This window comes from Hyphobacterium sp., from assembly GCF_965228115.1.
Classification (GTDB): domain Bacteria; phylum Pseudomonadota; class Alphaproteobacteria; order Caulobacterales; family Maricaulaceae; genus Hyphobacterium.
On sequence record NZ_OZ245794.1, the window covers coordinates 337,363 to 354,312 of the forward strand.

Below are 16,950 nucleotides of genomic sequence, written 5' to 3' on the forward strand. Positions count from 1 at the left end.
TGGCCTGATAAGGTTTGGGCCGCGTCTTTTAGCGGCGCTTTCGCCGGGCCGGAAGGGGGCAGCATGTATCGCGTGATAGGATTGATGAGCGGTACGTCACTGGATGGCGTTGATGCCGCCTTGATCGAAACGGATGGCGAGCATGAAACCCGGTTTGATGGGGGATACGAGCGGGGCTATTCATCTGAAGAACGCGCGGTCCTGCAGCGCGCGGTCGATGCGGCGCTCAACTGGCAGTTTGCGGGCCCACGTCCGGTCGAATTCGCTGTCGCCGAATCTGTTCTTACCGATGCCCACGCGCAAGCCGTCCATGACCTTCTTGCATTGGCCGGGCTGAGTGCTGTGGATGTCGATCTGATCGGGTTTCACGGACAGACTGTGCTGCATCGCGCCCCGACCACAGACCGTATTGGTGCCACCTGCCAGATTGGCGATGGCGCTACGCTGGCGAAAGCAACGGGCATCAATGTTGTTTCGGATCTGCGAGGGGCAGATGTGGCCGCAGGCGGCCATGGCGCGCCGCTGGCGACGCTCTATCACGAGGCGCTTTTTCGCCGCGATCGGCTTGGAGGACCGGTCGTGGTTCTCAATCTGGGGGGTGTTGCGAACGTATCCTGGCTGGGAGAGGGCGCACCACGCGCTTTTGATACCGGACCTGCCAGCGGGCTATTGGATGCCTGGTGCGAGCAGACAGCCGGACAGTCTTTTGACAAGGATGGTGCACTTGCTCGATCCGGCAAGGTGAATGCCGGTGTTTTGGACAAGCTGATGGGCCATCCCTTCTTTTCGTTGAAGCCGCCCAAATCTCTCGATCGCTGGGATTTTTCGCTGGACCCGGTGCAAGGGCTCTTGCCGGAAGATGGCGCAGCGACACTCACCGCCTTCACGGCACAAACGGTCGCCGAGGCGATTCAGTCAATGGGAACGCCCAAACGTATCCTGACCACCGGCGGCGGGCGGAAAAACCCGGCCATGCTGGAAGCGATCTCTGACCGCTTACGGCTTCCCGTCGAGCCGGTTGAGGCCGTCGGTTGGGACGGCGATTTGATGGAGGCGCAAGCCTTCGCCTGGCTGGCGGTACGATCCCTGAAAGGCTTGCCGCTCAGCCTGCCCACGACGACGGGTGTGCCCGAGCCAATGAGCGGCGGAACGCTCGCAGAAGCGGTCTAGCTAGCGGCGCGGCCGCTGATTCTTGCGTTCCTCGATCACAATCGGCAGGCGGCGGTCGAGATAGGTCTCGATCCGCTTTTCCAGTTCTTCAAGATGATTCGAGAACATGTGACCGGCTCCCGGCACTTCCTCGCGTTCAATCTCTATCCCCTTCTGGACACGGACCTTGCTCATCATCCGTTCCATATCGTCATACGGCACGATCTTGTCTTCGGTGCCATGCAGGATGATTCCCGACGCCGGGCAGGGGGCCAGAAAGTTGAAATCATACATGTTGGTGGGCGGCGCAACCGAGATAAAACCGGCGACTTCCGGCCGGCGCATCAAGAGCTGCATCCCGACCCAGGCCCCGAAGGAATGTCCAGCGACCCAGGAGAATGGTGCGTTATTATTGTAGGCCTGAACCCAATCCAGCGCTGTTGCGGCATCCGAGAGCTCGCCCAGACCCTGATCATAGCTGCCTTGGCTGCGGCCAACGCCGCGGAAGTTGAAGCGGAGGGTCGCAAAACCGCGCTTGCGGAAAATGTCATACATCATCAGCGATGTGTGATTTTCCATATTCCCACCGCCCAGCGGGTGGGCATGGCAGATCAATGCAATTGGCGCATTGTCGGCTTCACCCGGCGCATAGCGGCCTTCGAGGCGGCCTTCAGGACCCGGAATAATGACGTCAGGCATGGCGTTTTCGCCCCTTCAATCCTAAATCTGACCTGTCGGCTGGGTTATCCAGCTGCGACAAACCGTCCATTCTGTGTTTTCAGGCGAGAAAAACTTGACTAAAACACTCGGAAATCTAGGTCCCGCGGTGTTGCCATTAATCCGCCCTCGTAAAGGTTGGCGCGTCATAGCACAGCCTGCCTTGAAAATGCGAGTGTAAAGGGGAGTGAAGACATGAAGTTAAGCACCAAAGGCCGTTATGCCGTTATGGCCATGGCCGATCTCGCGCGCCGTTCTGTTAAAGGGCCGGTGACCCTGGCCGACATTGCGTCACGCCAATCGATTTCGCTGTCCTATCTGGAACAGCTGTTTGCGGCCCTTCGAAAGGGTGGCCTGGTTTCCTCTGTCCGCGGTCCGGGCGGTGGCTATTCCCTGGCGCGCCCGGCTGAAGATATACGCGTATACGACATCATGCTGTCAGTCGATGAAGCGCTGGACATCACCCGTTGCGAAAATGAAGCAAAAGGGTGCATGGACGACGGACGCCGGTGTATTACTCATGATCTATGGGATGAACTGAGCCGCCATATCCACCTGTTTCTTGGTTCGATCACGCTTGAAGATGTGATCGCGGGCCGGGTCATGGGCGCTGCGCGGGGAGCAAATGACCGCGCAGTGGAGGCATTGGCAGCCGAATAGGCAGGGATTTTTCAGAGGTCAATGACGGTCTATCTGGATCACAACGCAACCACTCCGGTGCGCCCGGAGGCGCGCGAGGCTCTGCTACAGGCCATGGATCGCGGCGGCAATGCGTCCGCCGTGCATGGCGTGGGACGTGGTGCACGCGCCATCCTGGAGCAGGCACGCCTCTCGATAGCCAGATCTGTTTGCGCCCAGCCAAATGACATCATTTTTACGGCGGGCGGCACCGAGGCAGACAATCTGGCGATTGAAGGGGCTGTGCGGGGCGGCGGCATAACCTGCATAATTCATTCGGTCAGCGAGCACGAAGCCGTCGCGCGTTACGCCGAAGTGACAGGATTGCCCGTCGAGCAATGGCGGATCGGGCCTTGCGGGCAAGTGGATCTTGATTGGCTGAAAACGCGTTTGGCGCAATTAGGCTCAGATGAACGGCCCTTGGTTTGTCTGCACGCTGCGAACAATGAGACGGGTGTCATTCAGCCTTTTGTTGAGGCCGGGCAACTGGTCCGTGAAGCTGGTGGCTTGTTCCATATTGATGCCGTTCAGGCGCTTGGAAAGATGCCGTTCGATTTTGCAGCCTCCGGGGCGCACTATGCGGCTGTGTCGGCTCACAAGGTCGGCGGTCCGCAAGGAATTGGCGCTCTGATCCTCGCCTGCGATGCGCCGTTTGATGTGCCCAAAAAGGGCGGCGGTCAGGAACGGGGCCGGCGGTCGGGTACGGAAAATGTACCGGGCGCTTACGCTTTTGCGAAAGCGCTGGAGGCTGCTTTGGCCGATACCGGCAAGTGGGAGCAGCTGGCGGCCTGGCGGGATGAGATTGAATCAAAACTTCTGGAAATTGATTCAAGCATCTGTTTCCTGGGGAAAAACTCACCCCGGACACCCAACACAACCGCGATCTGCACAGCCGGCTGGGAAGGCGGCATGCAGGTCATTGCGCTGGACCTGTCTGGCATTTGTGTGAGTGCCGGGTCGGCCTGTTCGTCTGGCAAAGCCGGCGTGTCCAAAACCTGGGCCTCCATGATGTGCGAGCACTCGGCCAATTGCACCATCCGGGTCAGCCTGGGATGGAGCACAACCCAAGAAGATGTCGACGCCTTCATTGCGGCGTGGGCGAAAGAGTATGCGCGGGTCAAGCCGCGCCTGAAGGAAATCGCTTAAGCGATAGATTTGTATGCCAGCTGTCAAAGAAACCATCGAAGACGTCAAACGTCTCGAAGCCGATAAGTACAAGTATGGCTTCACCACGGATATCGAGCAGGCGCTTGCGCCAAAAGGCCTGTCTGAAGATACGATCCGCTTCATCTCGGCCAAGAAGGACGAGCCGGAATGGATGCTGGAATGGCGTCTGGAGGCGTATAAGCGCTGGCTGGAAATGGAAGAGCCCGAATGGGCCAAGGTCGATTATCCCAAGATCGATTATCAGGACATTTATTATTACGCCGAGCCAGCATCGGGCGCGAAATATGAGTCCATCGACGATGTTCCGCCGGAGATCCTCGCGGATTTTGAAAAGCTGGGTATTCCCCTGCGGGAACAGGAAGTCCTGCTGGGCGTAAAGGGCGCGGCCGAAACCGCGGCCGAAGCCCGTGAAGCGCCGAAAGTCGCTGTGGATGCGGTCTTCGACAGTGTCTCGGTGGCGACGACCTTCAAGGACGAGTTGTCCAAGGCTGGCGTGATCTTCATGTCGATCTCTGAAGCCATTCGCGAGCACCCGGACCTGGTGAAGAAGTATCTCGCCTCGGTCGTACCGACGTCGGACAATTTCTTTGCCACGCTGAACTGCGCGGTCTTCTCAGACGGCACCTTCGTTTACGTGCCCAAGGGCGTGCGCTGTCCGATGGAGCTGTCGACCTATTTTCGCATGAATGCGGAAAACACTGGCCAGTTTGAACGCACGCTGATTATCGCGGATGAGGGCGCTTATGTGTCCTATCTGGAAGGCTGCACCGCGCCGATGCGCGATGAAAACCAGCTGCATGCCGCTGTTGTAGAGCTGGTCGCGCTGGATGATGCGGAAATTAAATATTCCACGGTTCAGAACTGGTGGCCGGGCGACGAAAACGGCAAGGGCGGTGTCTATAACTTCGTAACCAGCGAGCTGATTGCCGGGGTGCGAACTCCAAAGTTTCCTGGACGCAGGTTGAGACCGGCTCTGCCATCACCTGGAAATACCCGTCCTGTATCTTACGCGGTGAAAATTCGGTGGGTGAGTTCTACTCCGTTGCCGTCACCAATGGCGCGCAACAGGCCGATACCGGCACCAAAATGATCCATCTCGGCAAGAATACGCGCTCAAGGATCATTTCGAAGGGGATTTCGGCTGGCCGGTCGGACAACACCTATCGCGGCCTGGTCTCGATCCATGGCAAAGCCGAAGGCTCACGCAATTTTACTCAATGCGACTCGCTTTTGATCGGCGATCAGTGCGGCGCCCACACCGTGCCCTACATCGAATGCAAGACGCCCAAGGCCCAGCTGGAACACGAAGCAACGACGACCAAGCTCGCCGAGGATCAGCTCTTCTATGCGCGTCAGCGTGGACTGGATGAAGAGACCGCCACCGCTCTGCTGGTGAACGGTTTTGTCCGTGAAGTCCTGCAGGAACTTCCGATGGAATTTGCCGTAGAAGCCCAGCAACTCCTGAAAGTCTCACTTGAGGGGAGTGTGGGGTGATGGAGCTCGCACATCTTTTTCCTCCCCCGCGTGCGGGGGAGGTGGCAGCGGAGCTGACGGAGGGGGCTGGCGCAGCGTTCGCCCCCCTCGGCCTTTCAGGCCACTCCCCCCGCAAGCAGGGGGAGACAAAAGGGTGCGCGCCATGATCCGCAGCTTGCTTGCCATACCTGCCGGCTTCCTGCTTTCAGGCTGTCTGATTGTCGCCGATCGGGCGGAGATCGAGATGGATCGCGCGCCGCAGGGCATGGAGATCTATCGCGTAGAAGGATTGCCGGACTGGGCCCCGTTCAGCTCAGCCGTGCGCGCGGGCGAAATGCTCTATGTCTCGGGTCATCTGGGCCGCTATCCCGGCACGACAGATATTGTGCCCGGCGGAGCAGGGCCGGAAACCACGCAGACCATGGCCAATATCGAAGCCTCGCTGGCGCTGGCCGGGGCGACGCTGGACGATCTGGTGTCCTGCACGGTCTATCTCACCGACATGGCGGATTACCAGGCCATGAATGAAGCATATGCCGAAGCCTTGAATGGCCATCAACCTGCTCGCGTCACCGCCGGTATTCAGGAATTGGCATTGGGCGCACGGGTTGAAATTGCCTGCGTCGCCTATGCGCCGGAGATGAGCGAATGAACCGGCCGATCCGCAATATCGCTGATGTCGACGATTATTATCCCATCAAGCATGGAGAGAAGTTCGAGGCGCAGATGGGCCGCATGGGGCCGTTGGTTGGTCTGAAACAGCTGGGCTGTTCCTACATGATTGTACCGCCGGGCAAGTGCGCTTTCCCGCATCACAATCATCATGTCATCGAGGAAGCCATCCTGATCCTTGAAGGCGAAGGTGACTACCGGTTTGGCGACAAGACCTATCCGGTGAAATCCGGCGATCTTTTGGGCGCGCCCGCAGGTGGCCGCGATGTGGCCCATCAGCTGACCAATACCGGTGAGAGCGATTTGCGATACGTCACTTTCTCGACCATGCAGGGCGCAGATATTGTCGAGTATCCGGATTCCAACAAGGTCGGCGCCGTCACGTTTGACGAAAACGGCGCCACCTTCCGTCACCGCGCTTTTGCGCAGGAAATTGATTACTACGAAGGCGAATAAACAGCATGCTTGAAATCAAGAACCTCCACGCCACTGTGGGTGAAGACGCGCCGAAACCCATTCTGAAAGGGCTGGATCTGACGGTCCCCAAGGGAGAGGTGCACGCCATTATGGGCCCGAACGGCTCAGGAAAATCGACGTTGTCCTACGTGCTGACGGGCCGGGATGGCTATGAAGTCACCGATGGCAGCATCCATTATGAGGGCGAGGACATTGCCGAGCTGGAACCCGAAGAGCGCGCTGCCAAAGGCTTGTACCTCTCTTTCCAATACCCCGTGGAAATTCCCGGCGTGCCGACGCTGACCTTCCTGAAGGAAGCGCTGAATGCCCAGCGTATCGCGCGCGGTGAGGAGGAGCTGCCAGCACCGGAATTACTCAAGAAAGTTCGGGAAAAAGCAAAACTTTTAAATGTTTCTCCTGATATGTTAAAGCGGCCTTTGAATGTGGGGTTTTCTGGAGGTGAGAAGAAACGCCTCGAAATCCTGCAGGCCGCCGTGCTGGAACCGCGCTTTCTGATTCTCGATGAAACCGACAGCGGACTGGATATTGATGCGCTGAAAGTTGTGTCCGATGGCGTTAACGCGTTGCGCTCACCTGAGCGCGGCATGCTGGTCATCACGCACTATCAGCGCCTGCTCGACCACATCACGCCGGATACGGTTCACGTGATGAGCGATGGCAAAATCGTCGCCAGCGGGGGCCCGGAACTCGCCAAGGAGCTCGAGGCCGAAGGCTACGACAAATATGTGCGGGCGGCCTGATGGGAGCGATGTTCAAACCCAATAGCGGCGAATCTCTGCTGATCAGCCTGCTGGAAGGCAAGACCGGCTGGCGCAAGGATTTGCGCGGCCAATTGCTGGCGAATGGTTTGCCCAACAAACGCAGCGAGGCCTGGAAGTGGAGTGATTTGCGGGCCGCAGCGCGCAATGTGACGCGTGAGCACAGCGTTCAGCTGCAATCCGATGTGCGGCCGCAATGGGCTGAAATTGACTTCAAGCTCGATGATACGTTTTCGCCGGGCGCTCTGGCGCATGGTATTGCAACGCAAACCGCGATCTACCGCTTCCATCTCGGCGGCGTTCATAACCTTGATCTGGGTTCGGGCGCTGGCTTGTCAGCGGCTTCAATTATTGTCTCTGTCGCGTCCAATGTGAAATGCACGGTCCTCGAACGATATCGCAGTGCAGAGGAGGCGTTTGCGATCAGCGCCGTCGATTATCAGCTCGACCCGGGTGCCGAGGTAAACCGCATCGTATTGACGGATGATGTCACCGATACGGCCTGGTTGTTGTCGTCATCAATCAGCCTGTCTCCGGACTCAACCTTCAGCCAGACCAGTCTTACCTTCGGCAGCCGTTTTTTCCGGCAGGAAACCCGCGTGTCGCATCCAGGTCAGGGGGCATCGGCGACGCTGAATGCAGCATATCTGGCCGGGCCCGAACGCCATGCCGATTTTTCGACGATTGTGAAGATGACCGGCCCTGGTGGAAAACTGCGGCAGCTTACAAAAGGCATCGCCCATGGCGGCGGCCGGGGCGTTTTCCAGGGTAAGATCCACGTAGAGCAGGCGGCTCAGCAGACCGATGCGGAAATGACCCATAAGGGCATATTGATCGATGAACGCTCTGAAATCGATGCAAAGCCTGAATTGGAAATCTACGCGGACGATGTTGTGTGCAGCCACGGCAATGCCATTGGCACGCTTGATGAAATGGCGATGTTTTACATGCGTCAGCGCGGCCTGCCCGAGGCCGATGCACGGCGCCTGCTGCTCGAAAGTTTCCTGGACGAAACGCTCGATGCGGTCGCACATGAGAAAACGAAAGACACGCTGCAAAGCCGGATTTCCAACCGGTTGAAAGGCTTGTTATGACCGCGATGACCCCTGTGAAAACGCTGGATATCAACGCCGTCAGGACTGAATTCCCGATCCTGCAGCGCGAGATTAACGGCAATCCACTTGTTTATCTGGACAATGCCGCGTCTGCGCAAAAGCCGGAGGCGGTGATTGAGGCGGTCGCGAATGTTTACCGCTCGTCCTATGCCAATGTGCATCGCGGTCTGCATACGCTGGCCAATGAGGCCACTGAAGCCTTTGAAGGCGCGCGGGAGAAGATCGCCAGCTTCCTCGGCGCGGAACGCGCCGATCAGATCGTTTTGACGCGCGGCGCGACCGAGGCGATCAACCTCGTCGCCAACAGTTTTGGTCAATCGCTGAAACCGGGAGATGAAATTGTCATCAGCCAGATGGAGCACCATTCCAACATCGTGCCCTGGCAATTGGCTGCCCAGCGTGCCGGCGCTGTCGTGAAATGGTGCCCGGTCACAGAAACCGGCGAGCTGGACTATGACGCGCTGATGGCCCTGATGTCCGAGCGGACCAGGATGGTCGCTCTGGTTCACATGTCCAACGTATTGGGCACCGTCAATCAGGCTGAGCGTATCGTACGACTGGCGCATGATAATGGCGCTGCAGTTCTGCTGGATGGCTCGCAATCTGCGGTTCACTTGCCGGTTAATGTCACCGAGCTGGGCTGTGATTTCTTCGTCTTCACCGGTCACAAGCTTTATGGGCCTTCAGGTGCGGGCGCGCTTTACGCGGCGGGTGACTGGCTAGATCGTCTGGTGCCCTGGCAGGGTGGAGGTGAAATGATCGCCGATGTTTACGAGGATCACTCTACCTGGGCGGATGTTCCGCACAAATTTGAAGCCGGAACGCCTGCGATTGCGGATGTGATCGGTTTGGGTGCGGCGATTGACTGGGTGTCGCATTTCGATCGGGCCGAAGTGATGGCGCATGAGCGTGCGCTTCTGGATCGGGCCATGCAAGGCATGGCCGATGTCGATGGGGTGAAGCTGATCGGCACGGCTCAGGACAAGGGCGCAATCCTGTCCTTCGCGGTGGAGGGTGCACACGCCCATGACCTGGCGCAATTGCTGGATAAATATGGCGTGGCTGTTCGGGCCGGGCATCACTGCGCGCAACCGCTGATGCGACGCTTCAACGTGGATTCTACCCTGCGTGCCAGCTTTGCGATCTATAATACGGCCGAAGAAGTTGATGCCTTCCTTGAGGCATTGAACAAAGCCAAAAGCTTTCTCATTTAAGAGTGTAGAATGACCGATACCGCACGCGACATGATTGACCTCACTTCGGCTGCTCCGGCGGAAACGCCGGACGCGTCTGCGGTGGAAACGCCGTCATCGGCCTCCAATATTCCCGCTGACGAGCTGGAGCGTATCACCCAGGATGTTGTCGCGGCTATGAAAACGGTTTTCGATCCGGAGATTCCGGTCGATATTTACGAGCTTGGTTTGATCTACAAGGTCGATCTGGACGATGACCGCACACTCAAGATTCAGATGACGCTGACCGCGCCGGGCTGTCCGGTGGCGGGTGAAATGCCGATGTGGGTGCATGATGCTGCCGCACAGGTCGAGGGCGTCGAGAAGGTGAAGGTCGATTTGACGTTCGAACCGCCCTGGACGCCGGACCGGATGACAGACGAAGCGCGCTTGTCGCTCAACATGCTATAAGGGCTTTTCCATGAGCAAACAGGCACTCACCATTTCCGATTCGGCCGCTGACCGCGTGAAGGACATTATGGCGTCGCGCGGAGCTGGCTATTTGCGCGTCGGCGTTAAAAAGGGCGGCTGTGCGGGTATGGAATACGTCATGGAATACGTGGCCGAGCCCGAGCCGATGGACGAGGTTGTGGAAGACAAGGGCGTAACGATTGTGGTGGATGCCACCTCGCTCCTGTTTTTGCTGGGGTCCGAGATCGACTGGGACGTTACGCCGATCTCGTCCAAATTCGTCTTCCGTAATCCAAATGAAACGGATGCATGCGGTTGTGGCGAAAGCGTCACTCTGGTCCCTGTCCAGCCATCCTAGGTGGCTGAAACACTGCTAAAAGCAGGTCGCGAAACCGCGATATGCCGGTAGATTCCCGGGACGATATTCAAGGGACTGTCAGGTGCAATTGCTTAAAACGGATACTTCACCTTATGCCCGGAAATGCCGGGTGCTCATCCGTGAGCAGGGGCTGACGCAGCGGATCGAGGAAATCGACGCCATGCCGCTGGATAACCCGGCGGCGTTGCTGAAAATCAACCCGCTTGGCAAGGTTCCGGCCCTGATCCGGGATGATGCCGCGCCGCTTTTTAATAGCCCGCTGATCTGTGAATACATCGACAGCCTCGACTCAGAGCGCTGGATTCCCGCGTCCGGCACATCCCGTTGGCGCGTGCTTCGTTTTCAGGCAATTGCGGATGGGATGCTTGATCTGACGGTTGGACGCCGAATTGAAACCACACGTCCGGAAGACAAGCGATTTGATTTCTGGATTGAACGTCAGGAAGCGGGAATTGCACGCTCGCTCGACCTGTTGGAAAGCGAAGCCGAAAAATTCGCGGGTGCATTCGATCTCGGGGCCATGGCGATCGCTGTTGCGCTCGGCTATCTCGATTTCCGTTATCCGGAAAGTGAGTGGCGTAAGGGCCGCGATCGCCTGACAGCGTTTTATGACAAGTGGGCGGAGCGGCCATCCTTCCGCGATACTCAGCCGCCCGCCGAATCCTGAACCGTATCTGCCCGCTTTCGCGCGCGTCGCGTGAGCCACATCATCACTGGCCCAATCAGGAAGTAGGTTGCACCGCCTACCGGGGACCAGCGATCGGGCAATGAAAGCGCGATGATCGCCGCCAGACTTGAAATGATGATTGCGCTAATGCCCTGATCAACTTCCAGCCGCGTCAGAATGCGCTCGGCCTCGGTCAGTTCCAAATCGTCCGCGCGTTTCAATGCATGGGCATAAAGTAGCGCAAAAATACCAAAAACGGCGGCATAGCCGACGGAATAGATTGTGATGAAGATATCCACGCGATCCAACGGCATCACCGCCATAATCTGCGGTCCACTTTCAAAATAGCCGGTGAAGAAGTTCACCATGAAAAGCGCCAGGTATTTCAGCGGATAGGCAAAGATCATGATCAAGAAGAGTACGATCGAGTTCAAGAACACGGTCGGGCCGTCATCCAGTCCGTAGCGTCGGTGAAAGGCGTGGTGTTTGGACCAGATCAGCAGAATAAGGGCGAAACAGAAAGCAACGGCGATGGCCTCTCGCCACAGCGCGACCAGAGCATCAAAATTGGTTGGCACCGATGACGCGACGATCAATGTTAGCGACAGCGCGAAGACGATGTCCGACAAGTTTTCCAGGCGCGTGACATCACGTCCGCGCCAGGTAAAGTGTTTTTCGGAAGATATGGATTTGGTCACGAAAAAGCCCCGGTTAAACCGGGGCTTAATCTACGCATCAATTTGTAAGACTTCTAGGCAGCAGCCCTTCCGGCATTGGCGCTGTCGGTTGTGACCCGGTTACGCCCGCCTTTCTTTGATTTGTAAAGATTGGCATCGGCCCGCTCGATCAATTCCTCAACGGCTTCACCATTGCGATAGAGCGAGACGCCCAGCGAGATGGTGATGTTGCCAAGATCTTCGCTCGTTGACTTACGCAATAGTCGCTTGCTTTCAACTGTACTCCGGATTTTCTCGGCGATTGCATTGGCTTCCGGAAGCCCGGTTTTGGGCAGAACGATAGCAAATTCTTCCCCGCCATATCGCGCAACAGTGTGATGATCTTTCGCGTTGCGTGTCATACAGCCAGCCACAAAGCGAATAATCTGGTCGCCGGTTTGATGGCCCCAGGTATCATTGAATCGTTTGAAGTGATCGATGTCGCAAATGATGAGGCACATCTCGTCATCATTTGTTTCTGCCGACCTGCGGCCCTTACGCAGCATTTCGTCGAATCGTTTGCGGTTCGCAATGCCCGTCAACGCGTCAGTCATGGCTTCTTCGCGAACGCGCTCCAGGTTCGAACGAAGTTTCACGACTTCGCTGGATGTTTCCTGAAGTTTGTTTTCCAGCTCTTTTGACCGTTGCTGCATCCGGGTTGTTGCAGCGACGAGGGATTGGATAACGCCGCGCACCTCATTGGGATCTGCATCATCGCCCATCGCCGTTTCTGCGCCCGCCAGTTGTTCGCCATATTCCGCCGTATGCTGTTCGGCGGCTTTCAACGTTTCCCGGACCTGCTGCAATTCCTTGTTCATGGCGCCAGAGCTGGCCATGACAATTTCCTGGATGCGCGCGATCGCGAAGTGCTCTTCATACAGCTTGTCGCAGAACGCCTGGTCCAGGGGTTCGTTCTTCTCAAGGCGGCTTGAAACCGCTTCGCAAAGCTCAGGAACCGAATCTGCAGCGAAACTGGAGAAAACAGCGTAGTTTTCAGCCGTCGGCGCAATATCATAGCGCTCCATCGTTTCAAGCGCTTCTTTTGCAATGGTGCGGCCTTCTGGCCCTTGCATGCGTCCGTTCACAGCGAACCCCTTCAGTCTGTAAAACTGTTGCCTGCTGCATCGATCAACACAGCACCCTCGATTCGCAATGTGCGTTACAAAAACAAAGGACCGGTAAACAACGCGCCTGAGCGGTTTACCTGATGTCGAAAAACGCAGGCACTTCGTTGCCAAAGCCAAGAACCCGGTCGTTCGACGATTTCTCGTCTGGCTTCTTTTTCGCCGGCCGCTTGGATGCGGGTGATTTTTGTTTTTGAGCCGGCTTGGGCGCACTGTCGGCCTTCGGCTTTGACTGTTTTGACGCCGGCTTTGCGGCGGACTGCGATGGCTTGGCGAAGTCAGCCGGCTCTATGGCGTTGCCAATCATTTTTTCGACGGCGGCGAGATTTTTTTCGTCTCCTGGCGCCGCGATGGTAACGGCTTCGCCCGACATGCCGGCGCGCCCGGTTCGGCCGATCCGGTGGACATAATCATCGGCGTTGTGCGGGACGTCATAGTTGAAAACATGGCTGACAGCAGGAATGTCCAGGCCGCGCGCAGCCACATCGCTGGCCACCAAAAATCGCAACTCGCCAGACTTGAAGGCCTCAAGCGTCGCCATTCGCGTGGACTGATCCAGATCGCCATGGATAGGCGATGCCGAAAAACCATGCTTCTTCAGAGACCGCGCAACAATATCCACGTCGCGTTTGCGGTTGCAGAAAATTATGCCGTTCTTCACTCCATCGCGGTCGATGGCGAGGCGCAACATGTCCCGCTTTACTTTGGGTGTTTTGTCATTAGTCCGCGCCAGAAGCTGCGTAATGGTAGACGCGGTGGTCGCCGGTTTTGACACCTCGACACGTTCCGGTGCGTGCATGAACTGATCCACCAGCGACTGGATTTCCGGTGGCATGGTGGCCGAGAAAAACAGGGTTTGACGCCGCGCAGGAAGGGTTTTGAGAATCCGCTCAATATCCGGGATGAAGCCCATGTCCAGCATGCGGTCGGCCTCATCGATCACCAGAACCTGGACACCATTCAAGAGCACCTTGCCGCGCTCGAATTGGTCGAGCAGGCGCCCCGGGGTAGCGATAACGACATCGGCACCCTTGTTCAGAATGTCTTCTTGCGGTCCGAAGGCAACGCCGCCAATCAACAGGACTTTGGTAAGCTTGGTCGTGGCGGCGTAATTATCAAAATTATCGGCGATCTGGGCGGCCAGTTCACGGGTCGGCGAGAGTATGAGCGATCGCGGCATCCGTGCCTTGGCGCGGCCTTTCGACAGTTTCTCGATCAATGGCAGCGTAAAGGAAGCGGTCTTTCCGGTTCCCGTCTGAGCAATGCCGAGCACGTCTTTACCCGCGAGAGCAGGGGGAATTGCCCCAGCCTGGATGGGCGTAGGTTCTTTATATCCGACCGCATCCAGCGCATCGAGGAGTTTTTGACCGAGACCGAGCTCTGCGAAGGTTGGCATGCGTTGGCTATCTTCCGCCCTGATAGATTGACGGCCGCGTCTTCATGAAAAACGCGACCGCCCATAAAGTTGGCGGCACCATACGAACGCCGCCCAATGTGTCAATCAGGACAGGCCTCTAGCGCCGATATCCAAACCGTGTTGTGTCATCCATGTCAGCATAGCGTTCTGCGAGCCGCGTTTGCCGTGTGCTCAGCTCGGTTTGCTGCCCATCGATAATCACATGCACCGGCGCCGACATAACTTCCAGAGGGTCACCATCCCAGACGACGACGTCAGCCACATAGCCCGCGCCCAGGACGCCGAACTGATCGTCAACGCCATAGATTTGCGCGGGCACCAAGGTAATCGATCGGAAGGCCTCGTCCCACGGGACCCCATTGGTTACGGCATTGCCGGCATGTTGAGGCAATAGTCTAGCGTTGAAATAACCATCAGCCGTTTGGGTGGTGTAGGCTACGGCAACTCCGGCCGCATTCAGACGCGCCGCTGATTCCAGCGTTGAGCCCAACGCATCAAAGGAGAATGGCAGGTTGGCAATTGGATCCATCAGAACAGGGATACCGGCGTCGGCCAGTTCATCGGCGACCATCCACGCTTCAGCGCCGCCATAAATTACCAATTGCAGCGGAGAATTCTCCTCAGCGAACCGGATGGCGCGCCGAATATCAACGGCCCGGTTGACCTGCATGATCATCGGGACACGTCCTCGGACAACGTCGACGAGCGCACCGGCATCATACCGATTCAACACATCTCCATTTCCGGCGGCATAACGGCCCGGATAGGCGCGGGCATCCCCAAAAGCGGCTTCAAGATAGGCCCAGGCTGCGGATCGCGACCCTCCGGCATTCCCGGCGCCTGACTGGCTGAGATCTGCATAGACGAAGCTCTGTGTTTCAAAGAGCGAATCCATCTCACCGCTGGCATTGGCCAATGCGCCCCGGCCGCCGAAAATTGTTTCACCTGTTGCCGGGACGACAGCGAAACGCGTGATGCCTTCAAGCCGGCTGGTTTCAATATACCCGCCATTGGGGTTGAAGCTGTCTTCAACATCAAGCGCGACAGAAAACGGGCTGTCATCGGCCGACGCATCATTAGCCGAATCTTCCAGAGCGATCTCGATCAGGCCAAGTTGGGTGAAGGGGGCAAAAATCCCAGGCGTAATCCAACCGCCATCTGCGTCGATGGTCGGAAGCCCGTCCGGCACCTCGATATTCGCGCCCACAGAGACAATCAACCCGTCGCGGATGAGAACGCCCCCATTTTCGATTTGACCCTGATCAGAATTCGTAATCACGCGGCCATTGAGAATGGCCAGGTCCTGTGCAGCCGCAGCGCTTGTCAGCGCAGCCGTTGCGGCAATGAGCGAAATGAGCGTTTTCATTAGTCGTCTCCTTCGCCAATTTGGCCGATGTCAAAATCGCTTACCGGTTGCACATCATTGGCCCGATCGAACATCAACGCCCCGTCGATATAAACGTGATCCGCTTGGGCGTAGGTCGAAAACGGATGCGCTGACCAGATCACAATGTCGGCGCGCTTGCCGGCCTCGAGGGAGCCGGTTTGATCGAAAATGCCAAGTCCGCGCGCCGGGTTCGCCGTAAACCATGAAACAGCATCACCATCGCTGATTTCCAGCCCCATGCGGCGTCCATCCGCGAGCGCCTTCGCCACTTCCTGATTTAGCCGCTGGATTCCCAGGGGATCATCCGAATGGATCATCGCGCAGGCCCCGTTTGCATGGGTAAGCGCCAGATTTTCGCGGACCGTGTCGTAGGCCTCTATTTTGAAGCCACCCCAATCCGCCCAGACAGCGGCGCAAATGTCGGCCTCGGCCAGCAAATCGGGAATTTTGTAGGCCTCAACCGCGTGGTGGAATGTTGTGACCTGGTAATCAAACTCGGCCATCAGATCGATGACTTGCGCCATCTGGTCGGCCCGATAGCAGTGCATTTGAACGAGGATATCACCTTCAAGAACACCCATCATGGTATCAAGCTCGAGGTCTTGCGTGGGCGCTGCATTGTTATCCGGATCGTCCCAGTGATCATGCCAGCTATCGCGGTATTCCGATGCCCGAATCCAGTGCGCCCGGTAGCCGGCCATATTCCCCATATCCGTCGCAGGAGAGGTCCCGCGATTGCCATAGACCCGGGCCGGGTTTTCTCCACACGCCATTTTTAGCGAGTACGGCGCATCCGGAAACTTCATGCCCTGAACCGTTCGGGAGGCCACGTTCCGCAGGGTGATGCCACGGCCGCCAAACAGATTGCCAGAGCCCGGCAGGATATGAAGCGTGGTCACACCGCCTGCCAGCGCACGGGCAAAGCCGGGATCTTGCGGCCAGACCGAGTGCTCGGCCCATACCTCGGCGGTGTTGGGTTGGGTCAGTTCATTGCCATCAGAGTGAGCTTCGAGGGCCGGAGTGGGGTAGTCGCCCAGATGTGAGTGGATATCGATGACGCCAGGCGTGACATAACGTCCGGACGCATCAACGATCGTGGCACCTTCCGGCGCTTCCAGTCCCTGTCCGACCGCCGTGATGCGGCCATTCTCGACCAACACGTCACCATTTTCGATTTCGCCGCCGACGCCATCAAACACCGTGGCGCCTGTGATCAGAATGGGACCGCTAGGCTGCGGCGAATAGGTCGAGGGATACGGGTCAAGATTGATTCGAACGACGTCAGTATCGCCACTCTGCGTTTCGTCGGTGCTGCTGTCAGACTGTTCCGCAGCACAGGCCGCTAGCAAACCTGCTGTCAGTACGGCTGGCCAACTTTGCCAATGAATTTTCATTTATTCCTGCCCCCAGG

At 57.6% G+C, this 16,950-nt stretch carries 17 protein-coding genes and 1 pseudogene; 12 read left to right on the plus strand and 6 right to left on the minus strand.

Going from position 1 to position 16,950, the window contains the following annotated elements:
- The first annotated feature begins 84 nt into the window (after positions 1-84).
- On the plus strand, positions 85-1,170 hold the full coding sequence (locus ACO079_RS02140) for an anhydro-N-acetylmuramic acid kinase (protein WP_421791452.1): 1,086 nt from the start codon (positions 85-87) through the stop codon (positions 1,168-1,170).
- Here ACO079_RS02140 and ACO079_RS02145 read toward each other — a convergent pair whose 3' ends face one another.
- Positions 1,171-1,848, minus strand: a complete 678-nt coding sequence (locus ACO079_RS02145) for an alpha/beta hydrolase (RefSeq protein WP_421791453.1) — start codon at positions 1,846-1,848, stop codon at positions 1,171-1,173.
- Positions 1,849-2,061: 213 nt separating this feature from the next.
- On the opposite strand from ACO079_RS02145, the gene ACO079_RS02150 reads away from it, so the two are divergent.
- From ACO079_RS02150 to ACO079_RS02200, 11 genes and pseudogenes are all read left to right on the plus strand, one after another.
- The gene (locus tag ACO079_RS02150) at positions 2,062-2,526 is read left to right on the plus strand and encodes an Rrf2 family transcriptional regulator (RefSeq protein WP_421791454.1); all 465 of its coding nucleotides are present in this window, start codon (positions 2,062-2,064) and stop codon (positions 2,524-2,526) included.
- Positions 2,527-2,547: 21 nt separating this feature from the next.
- On the plus strand, positions 2,548-3,690 hold the full coding sequence (locus ACO079_RS02155) for a cysteine desulfurase family protein (protein ID WP_421791455.1): 1,143 nt from the start codon (positions 2,548-2,550) through the stop codon (positions 3,688-3,690).
- 13 nt (positions 3,691-3,703) lie between these two features.
- Positions 3,704-5,205, plus strand: a pseudogene (gene sufB, locus ACO079_RS02160) (Fe-S cluster assembly protein SufB).
- A 142-nt stretch (positions 5,206-5,347) separates the two neighbouring features.
- On the plus strand, positions 5,348-5,836 hold the full coding sequence (locus ACO079_RS02165) for a RidA family protein (protein WP_421791456.1): 489 nt from the start codon (positions 5,348-5,350) through the stop codon (positions 5,834-5,836).
- The gene (locus ACO079_RS02170; RefSeq protein ID WP_421791457.1) at positions 5,833-6,312 is read left to right on the plus strand and encodes a cupin domain-containing protein; all 480 of its coding nucleotides are present in this window, start codon (positions 5,833-5,835) and stop codon (positions 6,310-6,312) included. The genes ACO079_RS02165 and ACO079_RS02170 overlap by 4 nt, the downstream gene beginning before the upstream one ends.
- Positions 6,313-6,317: 5 nt before the next feature.
- Positions 6,318-7,073, plus strand: a complete 756-nt coding sequence (gene sufC / locus ACO079_RS02175; protein WP_421791458.1) for a Fe-S cluster assembly ATPase SufC — start codon at positions 6,318-6,320, stop codon at positions 7,071-7,073.
- An 8-nt stretch (positions 7,074-7,081) separates the two neighbouring features.
- Positions 7,082-8,185 carry a SufB/SufD family protein gene (locus ACO079_RS02180; RefSeq protein ID WP_421791459.1) on the plus strand — a complete coding sequence of 368 codons (1,104 nt, stop codon included), beginning with the start codon at positions 7,082-7,084 and terminating at the stop codon, positions 8,183-8,185.
- Positions 8,182-9,420, plus strand: a complete 1,239-nt coding sequence (locus ACO079_RS02185; protein ID WP_421791460.1) for a cysteine desulfurase — start codon at positions 8,182-8,184, stop codon at positions 9,418-9,420. The genes ACO079_RS02180 and ACO079_RS02185 overlap by 4 nt, the downstream gene beginning before the upstream one ends.
- A gap of 9 nt (positions 9,421-9,429) precedes the next feature.
- On the plus strand, positions 9,430-9,849 hold the full coding sequence (locus ACO079_RS02190; RefSeq protein ID WP_421791461.1) for an SUF system Fe-S cluster assembly protein: 420 nt from the start codon (positions 9,430-9,432) through the stop codon (positions 9,847-9,849).
- Between the two features lie 10 nt (positions 9,850-9,859).
- Positions 9,860-10,207, plus strand: a complete 348-nt coding sequence (locus tag ACO079_RS02195; protein WP_421791462.1) for a HesB/IscA family protein — start codon at positions 9,860-9,862, stop codon at positions 10,205-10,207.
- Between the two features lie 82 nt (positions 10,208-10,289).
- Entirely contained in the window at positions 10,290-10,895 is a 606-nt protein-coding gene (locus ACO079_RS02200; protein ID WP_421791463.1) for a glutathione S-transferase N-terminal domain-containing protein, read from the plus strand.
- Here the strand turns inward: ACO079_RS02200 and ACO079_RS02205 are convergent.
- The 5 genes from ACO079_RS02205 to ACO079_RS02225 all read right to left on the minus strand — a co-directional run bounded on the left by ACO079_RS02205 (position 10,874) and on the right by ACO079_RS02225 (position 16,933).
- Positions 10,874-11,593 carry a TMEM175 family protein gene (locus ACO079_RS02205; protein WP_421791464.1) on the minus strand — a complete coding sequence of 240 codons (720 nt, stop codon included), beginning with the start codon at positions 11,591-11,593 and terminating at the stop codon, positions 10,874-10,876. The genes ACO079_RS02200 and ACO079_RS02205 overlap by 22 nt on opposite strands.
- Positions 11,594-11,646: 53 nt before the next feature.
- The gene (locus tag ACO079_RS02210; RefSeq protein WP_421791465.1) at positions 11,647-12,696 is read right to left on the minus strand and encodes a GGDEF domain-containing protein; all 1,050 of its coding nucleotides are present in this window, start codon (positions 12,694-12,696) and stop codon (positions 11,647-11,649) included.
- A 115-nt stretch (positions 12,697-12,811) separates the two neighbouring features.
- On the minus strand, positions 12,812-14,131 hold the full coding sequence (locus tag ACO079_RS02215; protein ID WP_421791466.1) for a DEAD/DEAH box helicase: 1,320 nt from the start codon (positions 14,129-14,131) through the stop codon (positions 12,812-12,814).
- Positions 14,132-14,249: 118 nt separating this feature from the next.
- Positions 14,250-15,518: an amidohydrolase family protein gene (locus tag ACO079_RS02220; protein WP_421791467.1), complete on the minus strand. Its 1,269-nt coding sequence runs from the start codon at positions 15,516-15,518 to the stop codon at positions 14,250-14,252.
- On the minus strand, positions 15,518-16,933 hold the full coding sequence (locus ACO079_RS02225) for an amidohydrolase (protein WP_421791468.1): 1,416 nt from the start codon (positions 16,931-16,933) through the stop codon (positions 15,518-15,520). Before ACO079_RS02225 ends, ACO079_RS02220 begins: the two co-directional genes overlap by 1 nt.
- Between the last annotated feature and the right edge of the window lie 17 nt (positions 16,934-16,950).

Bases quoted from the DNA above. Each gene is read 5' to 3' on its own strand.
- ACO079_RS02140 (WP_421791452.1), top strand. From the start codon at position 85: ATGAGCGGTACGTCACTGGATGGCGTTGATGCCGCCTTGATCGAAACG.
- ACO079_RS02145 (WP_421791453.1), bottom strand. From the start codon at position 1,848: ATGCCTGACGTCATTATTCCGGGTCCTGAAGGCCGCCTCGAAGGCCGC.
- ACO079_RS02150 (WP_421791454.1), top strand. From the start codon at position 2,062: ATGAAGTTAAGCACCAAAGGCCGTTATGCCGTTATGGCCATGGCCGAT.
- ACO079_RS02155 (WP_421791455.1), top strand. From the start codon at position 2,548: ATGACGGTCTATCTGGATCACAACGCAACCACTCCGGTGCGCCCGGAG.
- ACO079_RS02165 (WP_421791456.1), top strand. From the start codon at position 5,348: ATGATCCGCAGCTTGCTTGCCATACCTGCCGGCTTCCTGCTTTCAGGC.
- ACO079_RS02170 (WP_421791457.1), top strand. From the start codon at position 5,833: ATGAACCGGCCGATCCGCAATATCGCTGATGTCGACGATTATTATCCC.
- sufC (WP_421791458.1), top strand. From the start codon at position 6,318: ATGCTTGAAATCAAGAACCTCCACGCCACTGTGGGTGAAGACGCGCCG.
- ACO079_RS02180 (WP_421791459.1), top strand. From the start codon at position 7,082: ATGTTCAAACCCAATAGCGGCGAATCTCTGCTGATCAGCCTGCTGGAA.
- ACO079_RS02185 (WP_421791460.1), top strand. From the start codon at position 8,182: ATGACCGCGATGACCCCTGTGAAAACGCTGGATATCAACGCCGTCAGG.
- ACO079_RS02190 (WP_421791461.1), top strand. From the start codon at position 9,430: ATGACCGATACCGCACGCGACATGATTGACCTCACTTCGGCTGCTCCG.
- ACO079_RS02195 (WP_421791462.1), top strand. From the start codon at position 9,860: ATGAGCAAACAGGCACTCACCATTTCCGATTCGGCCGCTGACCGCGTG.
- ACO079_RS02215 (WP_421791466.1), bottom strand. From the start codon at position 14,131: ATGCCAACCTTCGCAGAGCTCGGTCTCGGTCAAAAACTCCTCGATGCG.
- ACO079_RS02220 (WP_421791467.1), bottom strand. From the start codon at position 15,518: ATGAAAACGCTCATTTCGCTCATTGCCGCAACGGCTGCGCTGACAAGC.
- ACO079_RS02225 (WP_421791468.1), bottom strand. From the start codon at position 16,933: ATGAAAATTCATTGGCAAAGTTGGCCAGCCGTACTGACAGCAGGTTTG.